Annotated in this window: 12 protein-coding genes; all 12 read left to right on the forward strand. The window is 54.4% G+C overall.

The genetic code is table 11. From position 1 onward, the window contains the following. The first annotated feature begins 87 nt into the window (after positions 1 to 87). Positions 88 to 618 (forward strand): RNA pyrophosphohydrolase, encoded by a 531-nt coding sequence (rppH, locus tag ACUY4Q_RS04700; protein ID WP_437433689.1) that lies wholly within the window; start codon positions 88 to 90, stop codon positions 616 to 618. Between the two features lie 12 nt (positions 619 to 630). Further along, positions 631 to 2,877 (forward strand): phosphoenolpyruvate--protein phosphotransferase, encoded by a 2,247-nt coding sequence (gene ptsP / locus ACUY4Q_RS04705; RefSeq protein WP_458045925.1) that lies wholly within the window; start codon positions 631 to 633, stop codon positions 2,875 to 2,877. Positions 2,878 to 3,297: 420 nt separating this feature from the next. Further along, a complete protein-coding gene (lgt, locus tag ACUY4Q_RS04710) occupies positions 3,298 to 4,173 on the forward strand; it encodes a prolipoprotein diacylglyceryl transferase (protein ID WP_458045926.1) in 876 nt (291 codons plus the stop codon). Between the two features lie 6 nt (positions 4,174 to 4,179). Beyond that, positions 4,180 to 4,974, forward strand: a complete 795-nt coding sequence (gene thyA, locus ACUY4Q_RS04715; RefSeq protein WP_458045927.1) for a thymidylate synthase — start codon at positions 4,180 to 4,182, stop codon at positions 4,972 to 4,974. A gap of 183 nt (positions 4,975 to 5,157) precedes the next feature. Beyond that, positions 5,158 to 5,619, forward strand: a complete 462-nt coding sequence (locus tag ACUY4Q_RS04720; RefSeq protein ID WP_458045928.1) for a prepilin peptidase-dependent protein — start codon at positions 5,158 to 5,160, stop codon at positions 5,617 to 5,619. Next, a complete protein-coding gene (locus ACUY4Q_RS04725; RefSeq protein ID WP_458045929.1) occupies positions 5,613 to 6,176 on the forward strand; it encodes a prepilin peptidase-dependent protein in 564 nt (187 codons plus the stop codon). Before ACUY4Q_RS04720 ends, ACUY4Q_RS04725 begins: the two co-directional genes overlap by 7 nt. Then, positions 6,173 to 6,580: a DUF2509 family protein gene (locus tag ACUY4Q_RS04730; RefSeq protein ID WP_458045930.1), complete on the forward strand. Its 408-nt coding sequence runs from the start codon at positions 6,173 to 6,175 to the stop codon at positions 6,578 to 6,580. The genes ACUY4Q_RS04725 and ACUY4Q_RS04730 overlap by 4 nt, the downstream gene beginning before the upstream one ends. Next, positions 6,565 to 6,885: a prepilin-type N-terminal cleavage/methylation domain-containing protein gene (locus tag ACUY4Q_RS04735; RefSeq protein ID WP_458045931.1), complete on the forward strand. Its 321-nt coding sequence runs from the start codon at positions 6,565 to 6,567 to the stop codon at positions 6,883 to 6,885. Before ACUY4Q_RS04730 ends, ACUY4Q_RS04735 begins: the two co-directional genes overlap by 16 nt. A gap of 12 nt (positions 6,886 to 6,897) precedes the next feature. Beyond that, positions 6,898 to 10,269 (forward strand): exodeoxyribonuclease V subunit gamma, encoded by a 3,372-nt coding sequence (gene recC / locus ACUY4Q_RS04740; protein WP_458045932.1) that lies wholly within the window; start codon positions 6,898 to 6,900, stop codon positions 10,267 to 10,269. 157 nt (positions 10,270 to 10,426) lie between these two features. Further along, positions 10,427 to 13,318 (forward strand): pitrilysin, encoded by a 2,892-nt coding sequence (ptrA, locus tag ACUY4Q_RS04745; RefSeq protein WP_458045933.1) that lies wholly within the window; start codon positions 10,427 to 10,429, stop codon positions 13,316 to 13,318. Next, on the forward strand, positions 13,315 to 16,860 hold the full coding sequence (gene recB, locus ACUY4Q_RS04750) for an exodeoxyribonuclease V subunit beta (RefSeq protein ID WP_458045934.1): 3,546 nt from the start codon (positions 13,315 to 13,317) through the stop codon (positions 16,858 to 16,860). Before ptrA ends, recB begins: the two co-directional genes overlap by 4 nt. Then, complete coding sequence (recD, locus tag ACUY4Q_RS04755) at positions 16,857 to 18,692, forward strand: exodeoxyribonuclease V subunit alpha (RefSeq protein WP_458045935.1); 1,836 nt, start codon at positions 16,857 to 16,859, stop codon at positions 18,690 to 18,692. Before recB ends, recD begins: the two co-directional genes overlap by 4 nt. Positions 18,693 to 18,703 lie beyond the last annotated feature (11 nt).

Here is an 18,703-nt window from a genome sequence, read left to right on the forward strand (position 1 = left end):
CCGTTTGTGCCGCCGCAATTGAGTGGTTTACCGTTTTCCGCGAGTGTGAAACAATCGTTTGATTCAGGTTTATTTTGAGGTAGTCCGGTGATTGATGACGATGGCTACCGCCCAAATGTGGGTATCGTAATCTGTAATCGACAGGGCCAGGTTATGTGGGCCAGACGCTTCGGACAGCACTCATGGCAGTTTCCCCAGGGGGGAATTAATCCAGGTGAATCTCCGGAGCAGGCGATGTATCGGGAACTGTTCGAGGAAGTGGGCTTAAATCGTAAAGATGTTCGAATCCTTGCTTCTACCCGTAACTGGTTGCGTTACAAGTTACCGAAACGTTTGGTGCGTTGGGACACAAAGCCGGTTTGTATCGGCCAGAAACAAAAGTGGTTTCTTCTGCAATTGGTCAGTAGCGATGCTGACGTGAATATGCAAACCAGTAGTACTCCTGAGTTCGATGGCTGGCGATGGGTAAGCTATTGGTATCCTGTTCGTCAGGTGGTGTCGTTTAAACGCGATGTCTACCGACGGGTGATGAAAGAATTTGCAGGCGCAGTGATGTCGCTTCAGGAAACACCACCTAAGCCGCAAAATGCTCCTGCCTGGCGACGTAAAAGAGGTTAAGCCACGCACATTATGCTCACCCGACTGCGAGAAATCGTTGAAAAAGTCGCCAGCGCACCGCGTTTAAATGAAGCGCTGGAAATCCTGGTCACGGATATTTGTCATGCAATGGATACCGAGGTGTGTTCTGTTTATCTCGCTGACCATGACAGGCGCTGCTATTACCTGATGGCGACGCGCGGTTTGAAAAAACCGCGCGGGCGCACGGTTACTCTCGCATTCGATCAGGGAATTGTCGGCCTGGTTGGCAGGCTTGCTGAGCCTATTAACCTTGCCGATGCGCAAAAACATCCCAGCTTTAAATACATCCCCGCCGTAAAAGAAGAGCGTTTTCGCGCCTTTTTGGGTGTGCCGATTATTCAGCGCCGCCAACTGCTCGGCGTGCTGGTCGTTCAGCAGCGCGAGCTGCGCCAGTTTGATGAAAGTGAAGAGTCCTTTCTTGTCACCCTCGCCACGCAGATGGCGGCAATTCTCTCGCAATCTCAGCTAAACGCACTGTTTGGTCAGTATCGTCAGACCCGTATTCGTGCACTTCCTGCTTCATCCGGCGTTGCGATTGCCGAAGGGTGGATGGATGAAACCCTGCCGCTCATGGAGCAGGTTTATGAAGCATCAACGCTGAATACCACGCAGGAGCGTGAAAGGCTGACCAGCGCGCTGGAAGAGGCCGCCAATGAGTTTCGCCGCTACAGCAAACGCTTTTCAGCGGGAGCGCAAAAAGAGACCGCGGCCATTTTCGACCTCTACTCGCATTTGCTCTCTGATGCACGTTTGCGCCGCGAACTTTTTGCCGAAGTTGATAAAGGGCTGGTCGCAGAGTGGGCGGTGAAAACCGTTATTGAACGCTTTGCGGAACAGTTTGCCGCCCTCAGCGATGGCTACTTAAAAGAACGCTCTGGCGATTTACGCACCCTGGGGCAGCGTTTGCTGTTTCACCTTGATGATAATATTCAGGGGCCAAATACATGGCCTGAACGTTTTGTGCTGGTCGCGGATGAACTTTCTGCCACGACGCTGGCTGAATTACCGCATGACCGGCTCGCGGGTGTGGTGGTACGGGACGGCGCAGCAAACTCCCACGCCGCGATCATGGTACGCGCACTGGGTATCCCCACGGTTATGGGGGCGGATATTCAGCCATCGATACTGCATCGCCGGACACTGGTGGTGGACGGTTATCGGGGCGAACTGCTTGTTGATCCTGAGCCAGTACTGTTGCAGGAATATCAGCGACTCATCACTGAAGAGAATGAGTTAACCCGGCTGGCAGAAGACGATGTTAACCTCGCAGCACACCTGAAAAGCGGTGAGCGCATAAAAGTCATGCTAAATGCGGGCCTCAGCCCGGAGCATGAGGAAAAACTCGGCAGCCGCATCGATGGCATTGGGCTGTACCGCACCGAAATACCTTTTATGTTGCAAAACGGCTTCCCTTCCGAGGAGGAGCAGGTGGCGCAATATCAGGGTATGTTGCAGATGTTCAACGACAAGCCGGTTACCCTGCGCACGCTGGATATTGGTGCTGATAAGCAATTGCCTTATATGCCTATCAGTGAAGAAAACCCTTGCCTTGGCTGGCGCGGCATACGGATCACGCTCGATCAGCCGGAGATCTTCCTTGTCCAGGTGCGGGCCATGCTGCGTGCCAATGCGGCGAGTGGCAATCTCAGTATCCTGCTGCCGATGATCACCAATATTGATGAGGTGGACGAAGCACGACGATTAATTGAGCGTGCCGGGCGTGAAGTGGAAGAGATGATTGGTTATGCCATTCCGAAACCGCGCATCGGTGTCATGCTTGAAGTGCCCTCAATGGTCTTTATGATTTCCCATCTGGTTAATCGGGTCGACTTTATCTCCATCGGCACCAATGACTTAACGCAGTACATTCTGGCCGTCGATCGTAACAATACCCACGTGGCGAATATGTACGATAGCCTCAATCCGGCTCTGCTGCGGGCGCTGGCGATGATTGCCCGAGAGACGGAACGTCTGGGCATTGAACTTTGTTTGTGCGGTGAAATGGCAGGGGATCCGATGTGCGTGGCGCTGTTAATTGGCCTGGGATTCAATCATCTGTCGATGAACGGTCGTTCGGTTGCACGTATCAAATATTTGCTGCGTCGAATTGATTTCGCCGACGCTCAAACCCTCGCCAATCGTGCGCTTGATGCGCAGCTGGCGACGGAAGTACGCCATCAAATCGCGGCTTTTATGGAGCGTCGTGGTCTGGGCGGCCTGATTCGCGGCGGGCTCTAGGGCGAAGTCAATGTTCTTGCGGTGTAAAGAGGACGGGGTACCCTAAATCATTTGCGTTGCAGGAAGGCGGCAAGGCAGTAAGTTCCCGGGAGCATAGACCACATGTGACCGGGACGCGCTGGCGAAGCCAACGCCCCTGCGGTGTAAAGAGGACGGGGTACCCTAAATCATTTGCGTTGCAGGAAGGCGGCAAGGCAGTAAGTTCCCGGGAGCATAGACCACTATGTGACCGGGACGCGCTGGCGAAGCCAACGCCCCTGCGGCGCAAAGGATGACGGGTATACATATCTTTTACAACTTCGCCGCATCCTGCCTGCTCGCCTTATGCTATTATTCGCGCCTTTGGAGCGCCCGCCATCACGGGCGCGTATCTATACCGCTGTCCACTTTCGGCGGAATAACAACAAGTTGTGGTGACAGATGAATAGTGGCTATCTGCGTTTCCCGGACTTCGATCCGGTGATTTTCTCCGTTGGACCGGTCTCGCTACACTGGTACGGTATGATGTACCTCGTCGGGTTTATTTTTGCCATGTGGCTGGCAACGCGCCGCGCGGGCCGCCCTGACAGCGGCTGGACGAAAAACGAAGTCGAGAATCTGCTCTATGCCGGCTTCCTCGGGGTCTTCCTCGGCGGGCGTATCGGCTACGTCCTGTTCTACAATTTCCCGATTTTCATGAGCGATCCGCTTTATCTTTTCCGCGTCTGGGATGGTGGCATGTCCTTCCACGGGGGGTTGATCGGTGTCATCGTCGTCATGCTTATTTTCGCCAAACGCACCAAACGCCACTTTTTCCAGGTCGCTGATTTTATTGCCCCCTTGATTCCGTTTGGTCTCGGAGCCGGTCGCCTGGGTAACTTCATTAATGGTGAACTGTGGGGCCGCGTGGATCCTAATTTCCCGCTGGCGATGCTTTTCCCAAGCTCTCGTGCAGAAGATATGGCGTTACTCCCTTCTCATCCGCAGTGGCAATCGATTTTCGATACCTACGGCGTGCTGCCACGCCATATGTCGCAATTGTATGAGCTGGCGCTGGAGGGGGTTGTGTTGTTTATCATTCTCAACCTCTACATTCGCAAACCTCGTCCAATGGGGGCGGTATCAGGCCTGTTCCTGATCGGCTACGGCGCATTCCGTATCATCGTCGAATTCTTCCGCCAGCCGGATGCCCAGTTTACTGGCACCTGGGTACAGTACATCAGCATGGGGCAGATCCTCTCCATCCCGATGATTGTCGCGGGTATTGGCATGATGGTCTGGGCGTACCGTCGTCGTGCGCCGCAACACGTTTCCTGAGGAACCATGAAACAGTATTTAGAACTGATGCAAAAGGTGCTCGATGAGGGCACCCCGAAAAACGACCGTACAGGGACAGGCACGCTCTCTATTTTTGGTCATCAGATGCGTTTTAATCTGCAGGATGGCTTTCCGCTGGTGACCACCAAGCGTTGTCATTTGCGCTCCATTATTCATGAGCTGCTATGGTTCCTGCAGGGCGATACCAACATCGCCTATCTGAAAGAGAACAAGGTTTCTATCTGGGACGAGTGGGCCGATGAGCAGGGCAATCTTGGCCCGGTTTACGGCAAACAATGGCGCGCCTGGCCAACGCCGGATGGCCGCCATATCGACCAGATAACCACCGTTATCAATCAGATTAAGAACGACCCGGATTCCCGCCGCATGATTGTCTCTGCGTGGAACGTTGGCGAGCTGGATAAAATGGCACTGGCACCGTGCCATGCATTCTTCCAGTTCTACGTCGCGGACGGAAAACTCTCCTGCCAGCTGTACCAGCGCTCGTGCGACATCTTCCTGGGTCTGCCGTTTAATATCGCCAGCTATGCCTTGCTGGTGCATATGATGGCCCAGCAGTGCTGTCTGGACGTCGGCGATTTTGTCTGGACCGGCGGCGATACCCACCTTTACAGCAACCACCTCGAACAGACGCGTCTGCAGTTGAGCCGTGAACCGCGCGCACTGCCGAAGTTGGTTATCAAACGTAAGCCCGACTCGCTGTTTGATTATCGTTTCGAGGATTTTGAGATCGAAGGCTACGATCCGCATCCTGCAATCAAAGCACCGGTTGCTATCTGACCGTGCGAGCATGTCATAACCGGCGCCTTTGGGTGCCGGTTTTTTTTGGCTATGACTCTCTTCTTCGACCTGCTTTCCAGTACTGATGCAAGCTTTTGCAACAACCTGAATACCCTTCGTAGCGCCTCGTAAACCCCTCACATCGTTCTCGAAAAGGTTTTCGGCAATCGGCACACTGCGGCCATGAAAAAAGAACGCGGATTCACCCTAATTGAAATGATGGTGGCAGTGGCAATCATTGCGATGCTGAGCGGTGCAGGGCTTTCTGGCTGGCGTTACTGGCAGGCTCAGCAACGTTTGTGGCAAACCGCTGTTCAGGTTCGCCAGTTTCTGGAAATGCTACGTGATGATGCGAACTGGCATTCGCGTGAACAGGTTATCTCTGTCATGCGAGACAATGAAAGCTGGTGTTTGCATACCCGCCTGTCGCAAGGATGTGTGGCGGAATCGCCCTATGTATTACGCCCCGTCTGGCCTGAGGTCGCACTGGTTGAGGTGACACCCGCACTGGGATTTTATGGCCTGCGCAATACCGCGTGGGGTGGGCATATTCGCGTGAAGAGTAGCGCCGGGGAGTGGCGGATAGTGGTCTCGGGTTGGGGGCGGATCAGAATGTGTCAGCAATCATCGGATGAAGCATGTTAAGCAGACAAAACGGATTCTCATTACTGGAAACACTATTGGCGATGGTTATTGGCAGCGTTCTGTTGCTGGCGGCAGCTCGTTTTCTTCCCGCGTTACAACTGGGCATATTGCAGCAAATGCGTGTGCAGTTGCTGGAAGACGAACTCTGGCAACGTATATACACCCTCAGCCGTCACCTGCAACGCGCAGGTTACTGCAATGGTCATTGCGAAGGCGAACCCGTGAGCATTGGGCGAGGTGGTGAGTGTGTGATCGTGCAATGGGATGCTAATAGCAACGGGCGATGGGATACCACACCGACAAATGATGCCGATCAAACAGGGTTCCGCCTGCAAAATGGCGTACTGGAAACATTGCGTGGTGCGACATCCTGTGAGGGGAAAGGGTGGGACAAAATGACCGATCCCGCACTGATAACGATTGAAAATTTTACGATCAGTAAACATCAGGTTTTGGGCTTTTACCCGGTATTTACCCTTAGTCTTGGCGGGAAAATCAAAGGGCAGACTGAACGCATCGTGAACGCCTTATTTAGCGTAACAGGGTTCAACCTATGAACCGCGAGCGAGGCATGTCATCTCTCGCCATGGTACTGCTGATTTTACTGTTGGGCAGTTTGTTGCTAAATGGGCTGAACCAGCAACGCGTCACCCATGTACGCCGGGTAACGACTGAGAGTATGAGCCTGCAACAGTATGCGGCCGCCCAGTCGGCGTTAGAATGGGGGCGGGTGCAGTCATGGCACGTCACACCCGACTTGCAGTGTTTGCAGCATCGCAATGAGCCCTGGCGTGCTTGCCTGCGAATTCTGGCTGACCATCGGGTTCTGCTGATTGCGGGCAGCGGGGAACAGCGACTGTGGCGCGGAGGGCACATTGAGCAGAACGAGGTGGTGTTTTCAGCGCATGGATGGAGTGATTTCTGCCCCTTAAAGGAGGCACTATTATGCGAGCTTCCGTAAAGCAGCAGGGCTTTAGCCTGCCAGAAGTCCTGCTTGCGATGGTATTGCTGGTGATGGTTGTCACCGCACTGGGTGGGTTCCACCGTGCGCTGGCTGCGGATTTCGCCCTCTGGAGCCAATACCGCGCATTATGGCGTCAAGCCTGGCTGCAGACACAGCCAGAGGCCCCCTTTTTACCGCCTGAATGGCAGGTACAGCGGTTGCAGACAAGCGACGCAGGATGTGTCAGCATCAACATTACTATTATTTCGCCGTCAGGCAGAAGAGGGCAAATGACGAGACTGCATTGCCCAACCCGCCGGTAGTCAGGAGTATGTATGCTAAGGGTTTATCACTCCAATCATTTGGATGTGCTGGAAGCATTGATGGAATACATCGTTGAAAATGACAGACTCGACGATCCCTTTGAGCCAGAGGTCATACTGGTGCAGAGCACCGGCATGGCGCAATGGCTGCAAATGACCCTGGCGAAAAAATTCGGCATTGCTGCCAACATTGAATTCCCGCTTCCGGCAAGTTTTATCTGGGATATGTTTGTGCGCGTTCTGCCCGGCATTCCGAAAGAGAGTGCCTTTAATAAGCAGAGCATGAGCTGGAAATTAATGTCGCTGCTACCAGCGATGCTCGAGCGTGATGAGTTCACCATGCTGCGCCACTACCTTGATGATGATGCGGATAAGCGCAAGCTGTTTCAGCTCTCTTCACGGATTGCCGATCTTTATGACCAGTACCTTGTGTATCGCCCACACTGGTTAACGCGCTGGGAAGCTGGAGAGCTGATTGATGGACTTAACGAGGCGCAGAGCTGGCAAGCTCCACTGTGGCGCGCATTGGTAGAACATACGGCTGCACTGGGTCAGCCGCACTGGCACCGTGCAAATTTATACCAGCGTTTTATTAACACGCTCGAAACGGCAAAGGTGCGGCCTGAAGGGCTTCCCTCCCGGGTTTTCATTTGCGGTATTTCTGCATTACCGCCGGTCTATTTACAGGCGCTTCAGGCATTGGGCAAACATGTTGATGTGCATGTGCTCTTTACCAATCCCTGTCGTGAATACTGGGGAGATATTAAAGATCCGGCGTTCCTGGCGAAACTGCTGACCCGGCAACGTCAGCGCCTGGGCGAGCAAAAAAGTTTACCGTTGTTTCGCGATGCGACAGCGACGGAAGGTCTTTTTAATCACGAGGGCGAACAGAACCTGCCTAACCCGCTGTTGGCATCCTGGGGCAAGCTTGGGCGTGACTATGTCTACCTCCTGGCGGGTCTGGAGGAGTTTGATGAGTTTGATGCCTTCGTCGAATCTACGCCCGGTGTCCTGCTGCACAATCTGCAATACGACATGCTGGAGTTGAAAAACAGCGCGGTAGCGGGTGTGAATGCAGAAGAGTTTGCTCGTAGCGATAAAAAACGTCGGTTGGATCCTGACGATCGCAGCGTGACGGTGCACATTTGTCACAGCCCCCAGCGGGAGGTCGAAATTTTACACGATCGTCTGCTGGCCATGCTGGAAGAGGATCCTGAGCTCACTCCGCGCGATATCGTGGTGATGGTGGCGGACATTGATAGCTACAGTCCTTATATCCAGGCGGTATTCGGCAGTGCGACCGGCGAGCGCTACCTTCCCTATGCCATCTCTGATCGGCGTGCGCGCCAGGCTCACCCGGCGCTGGAAGCCTTTATCACTTTACTCTCCCTTCCTGATAGCCGCTTCGTATCTGAAGATGTGCTGGCACTGCTGGACGTTCCCGTTCTGGCGGCCCGCTTTAACATTGACGAAGAAGGTTTACGTTATCTGCGTCAGTGGGTTAACGAATCGGGTATCCGCTGGGGCATTGATGATGACAATGTGCGCGAACTTGAATTGCCTCCTACCGGGCAGCACACCTGGCAATTTGGCCTGACACGTATGTTATTGGGTTATGCCATGGAAAGTCGTCAGGGAGAGTGGCAATCCATTCTGCCATACGATGAATCGAGTGGACTGATTGCTGAGCTGGTGGGGCACCTTGCCTCACTTTTAATGCAGCTTAAAACATGGCGACTTGGCCTTGCACAGGAGCGCCCTCTTGAAGAGTGGCTACCGGTCTGCCGGGAGATGCTTAACGACTTTTTCCTGCCCGATCAGGAAACAGAGGCTGCTCTGGCACTGATTGAACAGCAGTGGCAGGCCATTATTGCGCAGGGCGTGGAAGCCGCTTATGGCGAGGAGGTTCCCCTCTCTGTCTTGCGGGATGAACTGGCTCAGCGTCTTGATCAGGAGCGTATAAGCCAGCGTTTCCTGGCCGGGCCGGTAAATATCTGTACGCTAATGCCAATGCGCTCTATTCCCTTTAAGGTGGTCTGCCTGCTGGGCATGAACGACGGTATTTACCCACGCGCAATGCCACCGCTGGGATTCGATTTGATGAGCCATCAGGCACAGCGTGGAGACCGAAGCCGCCGTGACGATGACCGCTATTTATTTCTTGAGGCCGTGCTCTCCGCGCAACAAAAACTCTATATCAGCTTTATTGGGCGCTCTATTCAGGATAACGCGGAACGTTTTCCCTCCGTGCTGGTGCAAGAACTCCTCGATTACATCGGTCAAAGTCATCATTTACCGGGAGACGAAGCACTCAACTGTGACGAGAGTGAAAAGCGGGTCAAGGCGCATATCTGTCATCTTCATCCGCGTATGCCTTTTGATGCCACCAATTTTGCGAAAAGCGAGTGGCAGAGCTACGCCCGTGAGTGGCTTCCTGCCGCCAGCGAACAGGGCGAAGCGCATCCGGAATTTATTCAGCAGCTTAGTCCTGCCCAGTTTGAGACGCTCAATTTTGATCAGTTACTCCGATTCTGGGGCCATCCGGTACGCGCATTCTTTCAGATGCGCCTGAGGGTCAATTTCCGCCCGGAGGAGAGCGATATTCCCGATGCTGAGCCGTTTATTATCGACGGGCTTAACCGCTACCAGCTTAATCAAGAGTTGCTTAACGCCCTGGTAGAGCAGGAGGATGCCGACAAACTGTATCGTCGTTATCGGGCGGCAGGCTCGCTCCCTTACGGGGCCTTTGGCGAAATCATCTGGGAGACGCAACAGGATGAAATGCAGGAGCTTGCCGACCGGGTCATTGCCGAGCGCCAGCCCGGTAGCAGTATGGAAATCGATCTCCTCTGTGCAGGGGTGCGTCTGACCGGATGGTTGCCGCACGTGCAGCCTGATGGGTTGCTGCGCTGGCGGCCCTCAATGCTGAGGGTTACTCAGGGCCTGCAACTTTGGCTCGAACATCTTGTCTACTGTGCCAGCGGTGGCGTTGGGGAAAGCCGAATTCTGGTCCGTAAAGAGGGCCAGTGGCGCTTCCCGGCCCTTGCGCCTGATGTGGCGTTGCAACACTTAGCCGAGATGATTGAAGGCTACCGCGAAGGGATGGCAAAACCGCTGCTGTTGCTACCAGAAAGTGGTGGCGCCTGGATAAAAGCCTGTTACGACGCGGCAAATGATGCCATGTTAAAGGACGAGGCAACGTTGCAAAAAGCACAAAGCAAATTTTTGCAGGCCTGGGAAGGCAATATGGTGGCACGAGGTGAAGGGGATGATGTCTGGTATCAACGTCTGCTACGCGCCCTGACACCGGAACATTTTGTGCAGATTACCGAGCTTGCGCAGCGCTATCTGTTACCGATATATCGTTTCAATCAGCCGGATTGACTGTATAAAAAAAGGCGCAGATTCAACCTGTTCTGAATTATGCGCATTGGGTCACGGACTGATATACCAAGAGGTCGGCTCTTTAGCCGACACACGTTTCACCCGGCGATTTTCACGGTCAGGAAATCAACGGGCTAGTTAATGATGAGGTTCGTGAATGCCCCGCAGCACCTGGTTAAAAGCGTTTGTATTGTTTTTTGCCCTCTGGGCATCATACGGTCAGGCAGACAATGGTTGGCAACCGATTCAGGAAACCATCCGCAAGAGTGATAAAGATTTACGTCAGTATCAGGCCATTCGTTTGGATAACGGTATGGTTGTGCTGCTGGTTTCCGATCCGCAGGCGGTGAAATCCCTCTGCGCGATGGTGGTCCCTGTCGGATCGCTTGAGGATCCTGATTCTCATCAGGGACTTGCTCACTATCTTGAACACATGACGCTGATGGGGTCGAAGAAATACCCTTCACCGGATAGCCTGGCTGAATACCTGAAACTTCACGGCGGCAGCCATAATGCCAGTACGGCACCTTACCGCACAGCTTACTACCTTGAAGTGGAAAACAATGCCCTTGAAGGGGCGGTCGATCGCCTGTCGGATGCCATCGCTGAGCCGCTGCTGCAAAAGAAATATGCCGATCGTGAACGCAATGCGGTTAACGCTGAACTGACAATGGCGCGTACGCGTGACGGTATGCGTATGGCACAGGTCAGTGCAGAAACCATTAACCCCGCGCATCCGGGTTCAAAATTCTCGGGGGGGAACCTGGAAACCCTCAGCGACAAGCCCGGCAATCCGGTGCATGACGCGTTGCTGGCGTTTCGCGATAAATATTACTCAGCCAATCTGATGAAAGCGGTCATTTACAGTAACCGTCCGCTGCCTGAACTGGCAAAAATTGCCGCTGACACCTGGGGCCGCGTGCCCAACAAGAACATTGAACGTCCGGTTATTGATGTGCCGGTGGTGACGGATGCTCAAAAAGGCGTCATCATCCACTACGTTCCTGCCGTGCCGCGAAAAGTGTTACGTGTGGAATTCCGTATTGATAACAACACCGCGCAGTTCCGCAGCAAAACCGATGAGCTGATCACTTATCTTGTGGGCAACCGTAGCCCTGGCACGCTCTCTGACTGGCTGCAAAAGCAGGGGCTGGCGGAAGGCGTTCGTGGGGATTCCGATCCTGTCGTTAACGGCAACAGCGGCGTCCTGGCCATCTCCGTCACGCTGACGGATAAAGGACTGGCCAACCGTGACACCGTGGTGGCGGCCGTTTTCAGCTACCTCAATCTGTTGCGTGAAAAAGGCGTCGATAAGCGTTACTTCGATGAACTGGCGCACATTCTGGACCTGGACTTCCGTTATCCCTCTATCACGCGTGATATGGGCTATGTCGAATGGCTGGCGGACACCATGATCCGTGTACCGGTCGCCCATACGCTGGATTCAGTCAATATTGCCGATCGGTATGACCCGAAAGCGATACAGGCGCGTCTCGATGAGATGACGCCGCAAAATGCGCGCATCTGGTATATCAGCCCGAATGAACCGCATAACAAGACGGCCTATTTCGTCGAAGCGCCTTATCAGGTGGATAAAATTTCCGCCAGGACCTTTGCTGAGTGGCAGAAATCAGCGAGCGCGATTGCGCTGCAAACGCCTCAATTAAACCCTTACATTCCGGATGATTTCACGCTGATCAAGCCTGAAAAAACCTATGCGCACCCGGAGTTGATTATCGATGAGCCGAATCTGCGGGTGGTTTATTCTCCAAGCCGCTACTTTGCCAGCGAGCCGAAGGCCGATGTCAGTGTAGTTCTGCGCAACCCGCAGGCAATGGATAGCGCGAAAAATCAGGTCATGTTTGCGCTGAACGACTATCTGGCAGGCATCGCGCTTGATCAGCTAAGCAACCAGGCGGCTGTCGGGGGAATCAGTTTCTCCACCAATGCTAATAATGGCCTGATGCTTAATGCGAATGGCTATACCCAACGGTTGCCTCAGCTCTTTGAAGCGCTGCTGGACGGGTATTTCAGTTATACCCCCACCGCAGAACAGCTTGAGCAGGCGAAGTCCTGGTATGCCCAGATGATGGATTCGGCTGAAAAAGGCAAAGCCTTCGATCAGGCCATTATGCCGGTGCAGATGCTCTCCCAGGTGCCTTATTTCCAGCGAGAAGAGCGCCGTGCGTTGCTGTCCTCTGTCACGCTCGACGATATCATGACCTACCGTAACGCGTTGAAATCCAACGCTCGCCCTGAATTCCTGATCGTAGGAAATCTGTCGCAGCAGCAGGCAAAAGACCTTGCTCGTGGCGTTCAAAAGACGCTGGGGGCCAATGGCAACGAATGGTGTCGCAATAAAGACGTTCTGGTAGACAAACCGCAGTCGGTAATCTTTGAAAAAGCGGGCACCAGCACGGATTCCGCGCTCGCTGCCGTGTTTGTTCCAAAAGGCTATGACGAATTTACCAGTACCGCTTACAGCGCGATGCTGGGGCAGATTGTTCAGCCGTGGTTCTATAGCCAGCTGCGTACGGAAGAACAGCTGGGCTATGCCGTCTTTGCTTTCCCGATGAGTGTCGGGCGCCAGTGGGGAATGGGCTTCCTGCTGCAAAGCAACGAAAAACAACCCGCTTATCTTTGGGAGCGTTATAAAGCGTTCTTCCCAACGGCAGAAGCAAAATTACGTGCAATGAAACCGGAAGAGTTTGCTCAGGTTCAGCAAGGGGTGATTACCCAAATTGAGCAGGCACCGCAAACCCTGGGTGAAGAGGCGTCTAAACTCAGCAAAGATTTCGATCGCGGTAATATGCGGTTCGATTCACGTGATAAAGTAGTGGCTCAGATTAAACTGCTGACGCCGCAGAAACTTGCCGACTTCTTCCATCAGGCCGTGGTAGAGCCGCAGGGCATAGCGATTTTGTCGCAGATTTCCGGAAGCCAGAGTGGGAAGGTGGAATATGTCCATCCACAGGGCTGGAAAGTGTGGGAAAACGTCAGCGCGTTGCAGCAATCCTTACCCTTGGTACCTGATGAGCGAGAAAAATGAGTGAAACCGCTGAGTCCCTTGATCCCCTGCGCTTGCCGCTTATTGGCGAGCGTCTGATTGAAGCCTCTGCGGGCACCGGTAAAACCTTCACCATCGCCGCACTCTATTTGCGGCTGCTACTCGGACTAGGCGGCGAGTCCGCCTTTCCGAGGCCGCTCAATGTAGAAGAGCTGCTGGTCGTCACCTTTACAGAGGCTGCCACCGCAGAACTGCGTGGACGTATCCGTAGCAATATTCACGAACTGCGGATCGCCTGCCTGCGTGAATCTTCTGATAACCCTCTCTATGCACGCCTGCTTGACGAAATTGACGACAAACAGCAGGCGGCCCAGTGGCTGATGCTGGCCGAGCGGCAGATGGACGAAGCGGCGGTGTTCACCATTCACGGTTTCTGCCAGCGAATGCTAAGCCTGAATGCTTTTGAGTCGGGCATGTTGTTTGAGCAACAGCTGATTGAAGATGAATCAATACTGCGTTATCAGGCTTGTGCAGACTTCTGGCGTCGACACTGTTACCCCTTGCCACGCGATCTGGCTCAAGTGATCCATGCATCGTGGAAAGGGCCGCAGGATCTGTTGAAAGCTATTGACCGCTATTTGCAGGGTGAAGCGCCGCACATAAAATCTGCGCCGCCTGACGATGAAACCTTGCAGAGTCGTCATCAAAAAATCCTTGAGCAAATCAATAGCGTTAAGCAGTTCTGGCTTAGTTCCGTTGCGGAGCTGGACGCGCTGATTGAAGGCTCGGGTATCATGCGGCAAAAATTTAACCGCACCAATCAGGCCCGGTGGATTGAAAAAATTAGCGCCTGGGCTCAGGAAGAGACCCTCAGCTATCAGTTACCCGAACCGCTGGAAAAATTTGCTCAGTCTTTCCTGCGCGAACGCACAAAACCGGGCACTGTGGTTCCTGAACATCCGCTATTCGAGGCAATTGAAACGCTGTTAGCGTCTCCGTTGACCTTAAAAGACCTGGTGCTGACCCGCGCCATGCGTGAAATTCGCGAGACGGTGGCCCTGGAAAAACGCCGCCGCGGCGTTTTAGGCTTTGACGATATGCTCAGTCGACTGGACAGCGCATTGCAAAGCGCCAATGGCGATGCCCTGGCGGCCGCCATTCGTGCCCGTTTTCCGGTCGCGATGATCGATGAATTTCAGGATACCGATCCCCAGCAATACCGTATTTTTCGCCGCATCTGGCACCATCAGCCTGACAATGCACTGCTCTTAATCGGTGATCCTAAGCAGGCCATTTACGCATTTCGCGGGGCGGATATTTTCACCTATATGAAAGCGCGCGATGAAGTCACCGCGCGCTATACGCTCGATACCAACTGGCGATCAGCACCAGGAATGGTCGAGAGCGTGAACCGGATTTTTAGTCAGATTAAAGACGCCTTTATGTTCCGGCAAATACCTTTCCAGCCGGTAAAATTTGCTGCCAAAAACCAGTCACTTCGCTTTGTGGTGAAAGGCGAAAAGCAGCCTGCCATGTCGATGTGGCTGATGGACGGAGAGGGCGTTGGCGTTTCAGACTATCAGTCATCAATGGCGGGCCACTGTGCTGCGCAAATCCGTGACTGGCTGATGGCCGGGCAGGCCGGTGATGCACTGCTTTACGAAGGCGAAAAGCGCAGACCATTGCGGGCCTCGGATATCACCGTGCTGGTGCGTAGCCGCCACGAAGCCACCCTTATCCGCGATGCGCTTGGGCTGCTGAACATTCCCTCGGTCTATCTTTCAAACCGTGACAGCGTCTTCGAGACGCCGGAAGCGCAGGAGATGTTGTGGTTGTTGCAGGCGGTACTGGCGCCCGAACGCGAAAGTACGCTGCGTAGCGCGTTGGCGACCGCGATGCTGGGCCTGAGTGCGTTGGATATTGAAACACTCAATAACGATGAAGCAGCATGGGATGCGGTCGTCGAGGAGTTCGCTGGCTGGCGCGAACAGTGGCAAAAGCGTGGCGTGATGCCGATGCTGCATGCGCTGATGAGTGCGCGTCAGATTGCAGAGAACCTGTTGGCGACGGCGGGTGGCGAACGGCGTCTGACCGATATTTTACACCTCGGCGAACTGTTACAGGAGGCGGGGACTAAGGTCGAAAGTGAATATGCGCTGGTGCGCTGGCTGGCACAGCATATCGCTGAACCTGACACCAATGCCTCCAGCGAACAGTTGCGTCTGGAGAGCGATAAGCACCTGGTGAAAATCGTCACCATCCATAAATCGAAAGGCCTGGAGTATCCGCTGGTCTGGCTGCCCTTTATTGCCAATTTCCGCGTCCAGGATCAGGCTTTTTACCACGATCGCGACACCTTCGCGTCCGTGCTCGATTTGAGTGGTGCCGAGGAGAGTATCGCGTTGGCAGAAACAGAGCGGCTGGCAGAAGATTTACGCCTGCTCTACGTTGCTTTGACCCGTTCGGTCTGGCACTGCAGCCTGGGCATCGCGCCGCTGTTTCGGCGTCGTGGAGAAAAAGCGGGCGAAACCGATCTTCACCTCAGCGCGCTGGGGCGTCTTATTCAACGTGGCGAGCCCATGGATGCCAGTGGTCTGCGGGCGGCGATCGGCGCGTTGTGCAACGAGGATATTGCGTTGCACACGCCCGGTGCATCGGATAATACCCGCTGGGAAATACCGCAAAGCGGGGCACTCTCACTTCATGCCCGGCAGGTAGAACGTCTGATTGCTGATGACTGGCGAGTGACCAGTTACTCAGGCCTCCAGCAGCGTGCTCACGGTATGGCTCAGGATCTGCTGCCGCGACTGGATATTGATGCCGTAGGGGAGCGTGATTCCCTGAATGAACCCATGTTGACGCCACACCAGTTCCCACGCGGGGCGTCACCCGGCACCTTCTTACATGGTTTATTTGAAGATCTCGATTTTACCCAGCCGGTGGCGGCGGAATGGGTCAGTGAAAAACTGCTGGCCGGCGGCTTTGAAGCCCACTGGCAACCGGTGATAGGCGACTGGATTGAGGCTGTTTTGCAGGCACCGCTTGGCGATACAGGGTTAGCATTATGCGAGCTGACGGCCAAAGACAAACAGGTAGAGATGGAATTTTACGTGCCCATTGAACAGCATTTGCGTGCGGAAAAACTGGACGCGCTGATCCGCCATTATGATCCGCTCTCGGCGGACTGCCCGCCGCTGAATTTTCGTGATGTGCGCGGTATGCTGAAAGGCTTTATCGACCTGGTGTTTCGTCACAACGGGCGCTATTACCTGTTGGATTACAAATCGAACTGGTTGGGTGAATCAAGTGAAGCCTATACCCGCGAGGCGATGGCTGCGGCTATGCAATCCCATCGCTATGACCTGCAATACCAGCTCTATACGCTTGCTTTGCACCGGTATTTGCGTCATCGCATCGCCGATTATGACTATGAACGCCATTTTGGCGGTGTTATTTATCTTTTCCTGCGTGGTATCGAACCCGGTAATCCGCAGCAGGGCATTTTTACTACCCGGCCTGAGGCGGCGTTAATTGACAAGATGGATGCCCTGTTTGCAGGGGAATCTCAGGAGGTAACGTCGTGACGTTGCGTACTTTGCTACTGGAAGCCGTTGAACAAAAACTGCTGCGTCCGCTTGATGTCCAGTTTGCGTGGACTGTTGCAGGTAGTGATGAGCCTGCGGTGATGTTGGCTGCGGCACTCCTGAGTCGTGACGCGGGCGAGGGGCATGTCTGCCTGCCGCTGACCCGCTTAGGCGAGGAGATGTCCTCTGTAAAAAATCCGACGCTGCTACAGACGATTTTCGAGCAGGTCGGTAGCCCTGAAAACTGGCGTGAGGTACTACAGGCCTCGGCAGCGGTGAGCGAGGGTGAAGCGATCGCACCGATGATCCTTGCCGGAGACAGGCTTTACCTGAACCGGATGTGGTGCAATGAACAGCGTGTGGCCGATTTTTTTGCCCGTGTTAATCAGCCCCTGACGGTAGACGAATCACGTCTTAAACAGGCGCTGGATGACCTGTTTCCCGCAACGGATGCCATTAACTGGCAAAAAGTGGCGGCAGCAGTGGCGCTGACCCGGCGTATTTCGGTCATCTCCGGCGGGCCCGGTACAGGCAAAACCACCACCGTAGCCAGGCTGTTGGCGGCGCTGGTGCAGATGGCTGAGGGGCAACGCTGTCGGATTAGCCTGGCCGCACCTACCGGTAAAGCGGCGGCGCGTCTGACGGAGTCGCTCGGGAAAGCGCTGCGTCAGTTGCCGCTGAGCGATGCGCAAAAAGCGACGCTACCGGACGAAGCCAGCACGCTGCACCGCTTACTGGGAGCCGTCCCGGGAAGCCAGCGGTTACGTCATCATGCCGGAAACCCGCTGCATCTGGATGTGCTGGTGGTGGATGAGGCTTCAATGATCGATCTGCCGATGATGTCGCGGCTGATTGATGCATTACCGGCCCATGCGCGCGTCATTTTCCTTGGCGATCGCGATCAGCTTGCTTCGGTAGAAGCAGGGGCTGTGTTGGGGGATATTTGCACCTGGGTTAATGCAGGTTTTACGCCGGAACGCGCCTCTGAACTCTCACGCGTTACCGGATTTACGGTGCCGGCGGGAACCGGAACGGCAGCGCGCGCACTACGTGACAGCTTATGTCTTCTGCAGCAAAGCTACCGTTTTGGCAGTGATTCCGGTATTGGTCAACTGGCTGCAGCAGTGAATCAAGGGGATAAAGCAGGCACCCGTGCCGTGTTCAGTCAGGGCTTTGACGACATCGAAAGTAAAACCTTGCTCAGTACTGAGGATTATCAGCAGATGATCGACGATGCGCTGGCAGGTTATGCGCATTATTTATCGCTGCTGAGACAGGATGTGCAACCTTCGGCGGTGATTACGGCTTTCGGAGAGTATCAGCTGTTATGTGCGTTGCGCGAAGGCCCGTTTGGTGTGAGCGGCCTCAATGAACGTATTGAGCAGGCACTGGTACGTCAGCGACATATTTTTCGCCCTGCACAAGGACGCTGGTATCACGGACGTCCCGTGATGATTACCCGTAATGATGCATCGTTGGGGCTGTTTAACGGTGATATCGGCATCGCCCTCGATCAGGGAGAGGGGATCCGCGTCTGGTTCCCGCTGCCTGATGGCACGATGAAGTCTGTTCAGCCGAGCCGTCTACCCGAGCATGAGACCGCCTGGGCGATGACAGTTCATAAATCACAAGGGTCGGAATTTGATCATGCCGCACTGATCCTGCCGGGGCAGTTTGTGCCGGTGGTGACACGAGAACTGGTTTATACCGCCATCACCCGCGCCAAAAAACGACTCTCTATGTATGCGGACGATCGCGTACTGGCGCAGGCTATCGCCACCCGCACGGAGCGGCGAAGCGGCCTTGATGCCCTTTTCCAGGCGGAAGAGTAAAACACGCCCCA

The organism is Phytobacter cepae (assembly GCF_054165735.1).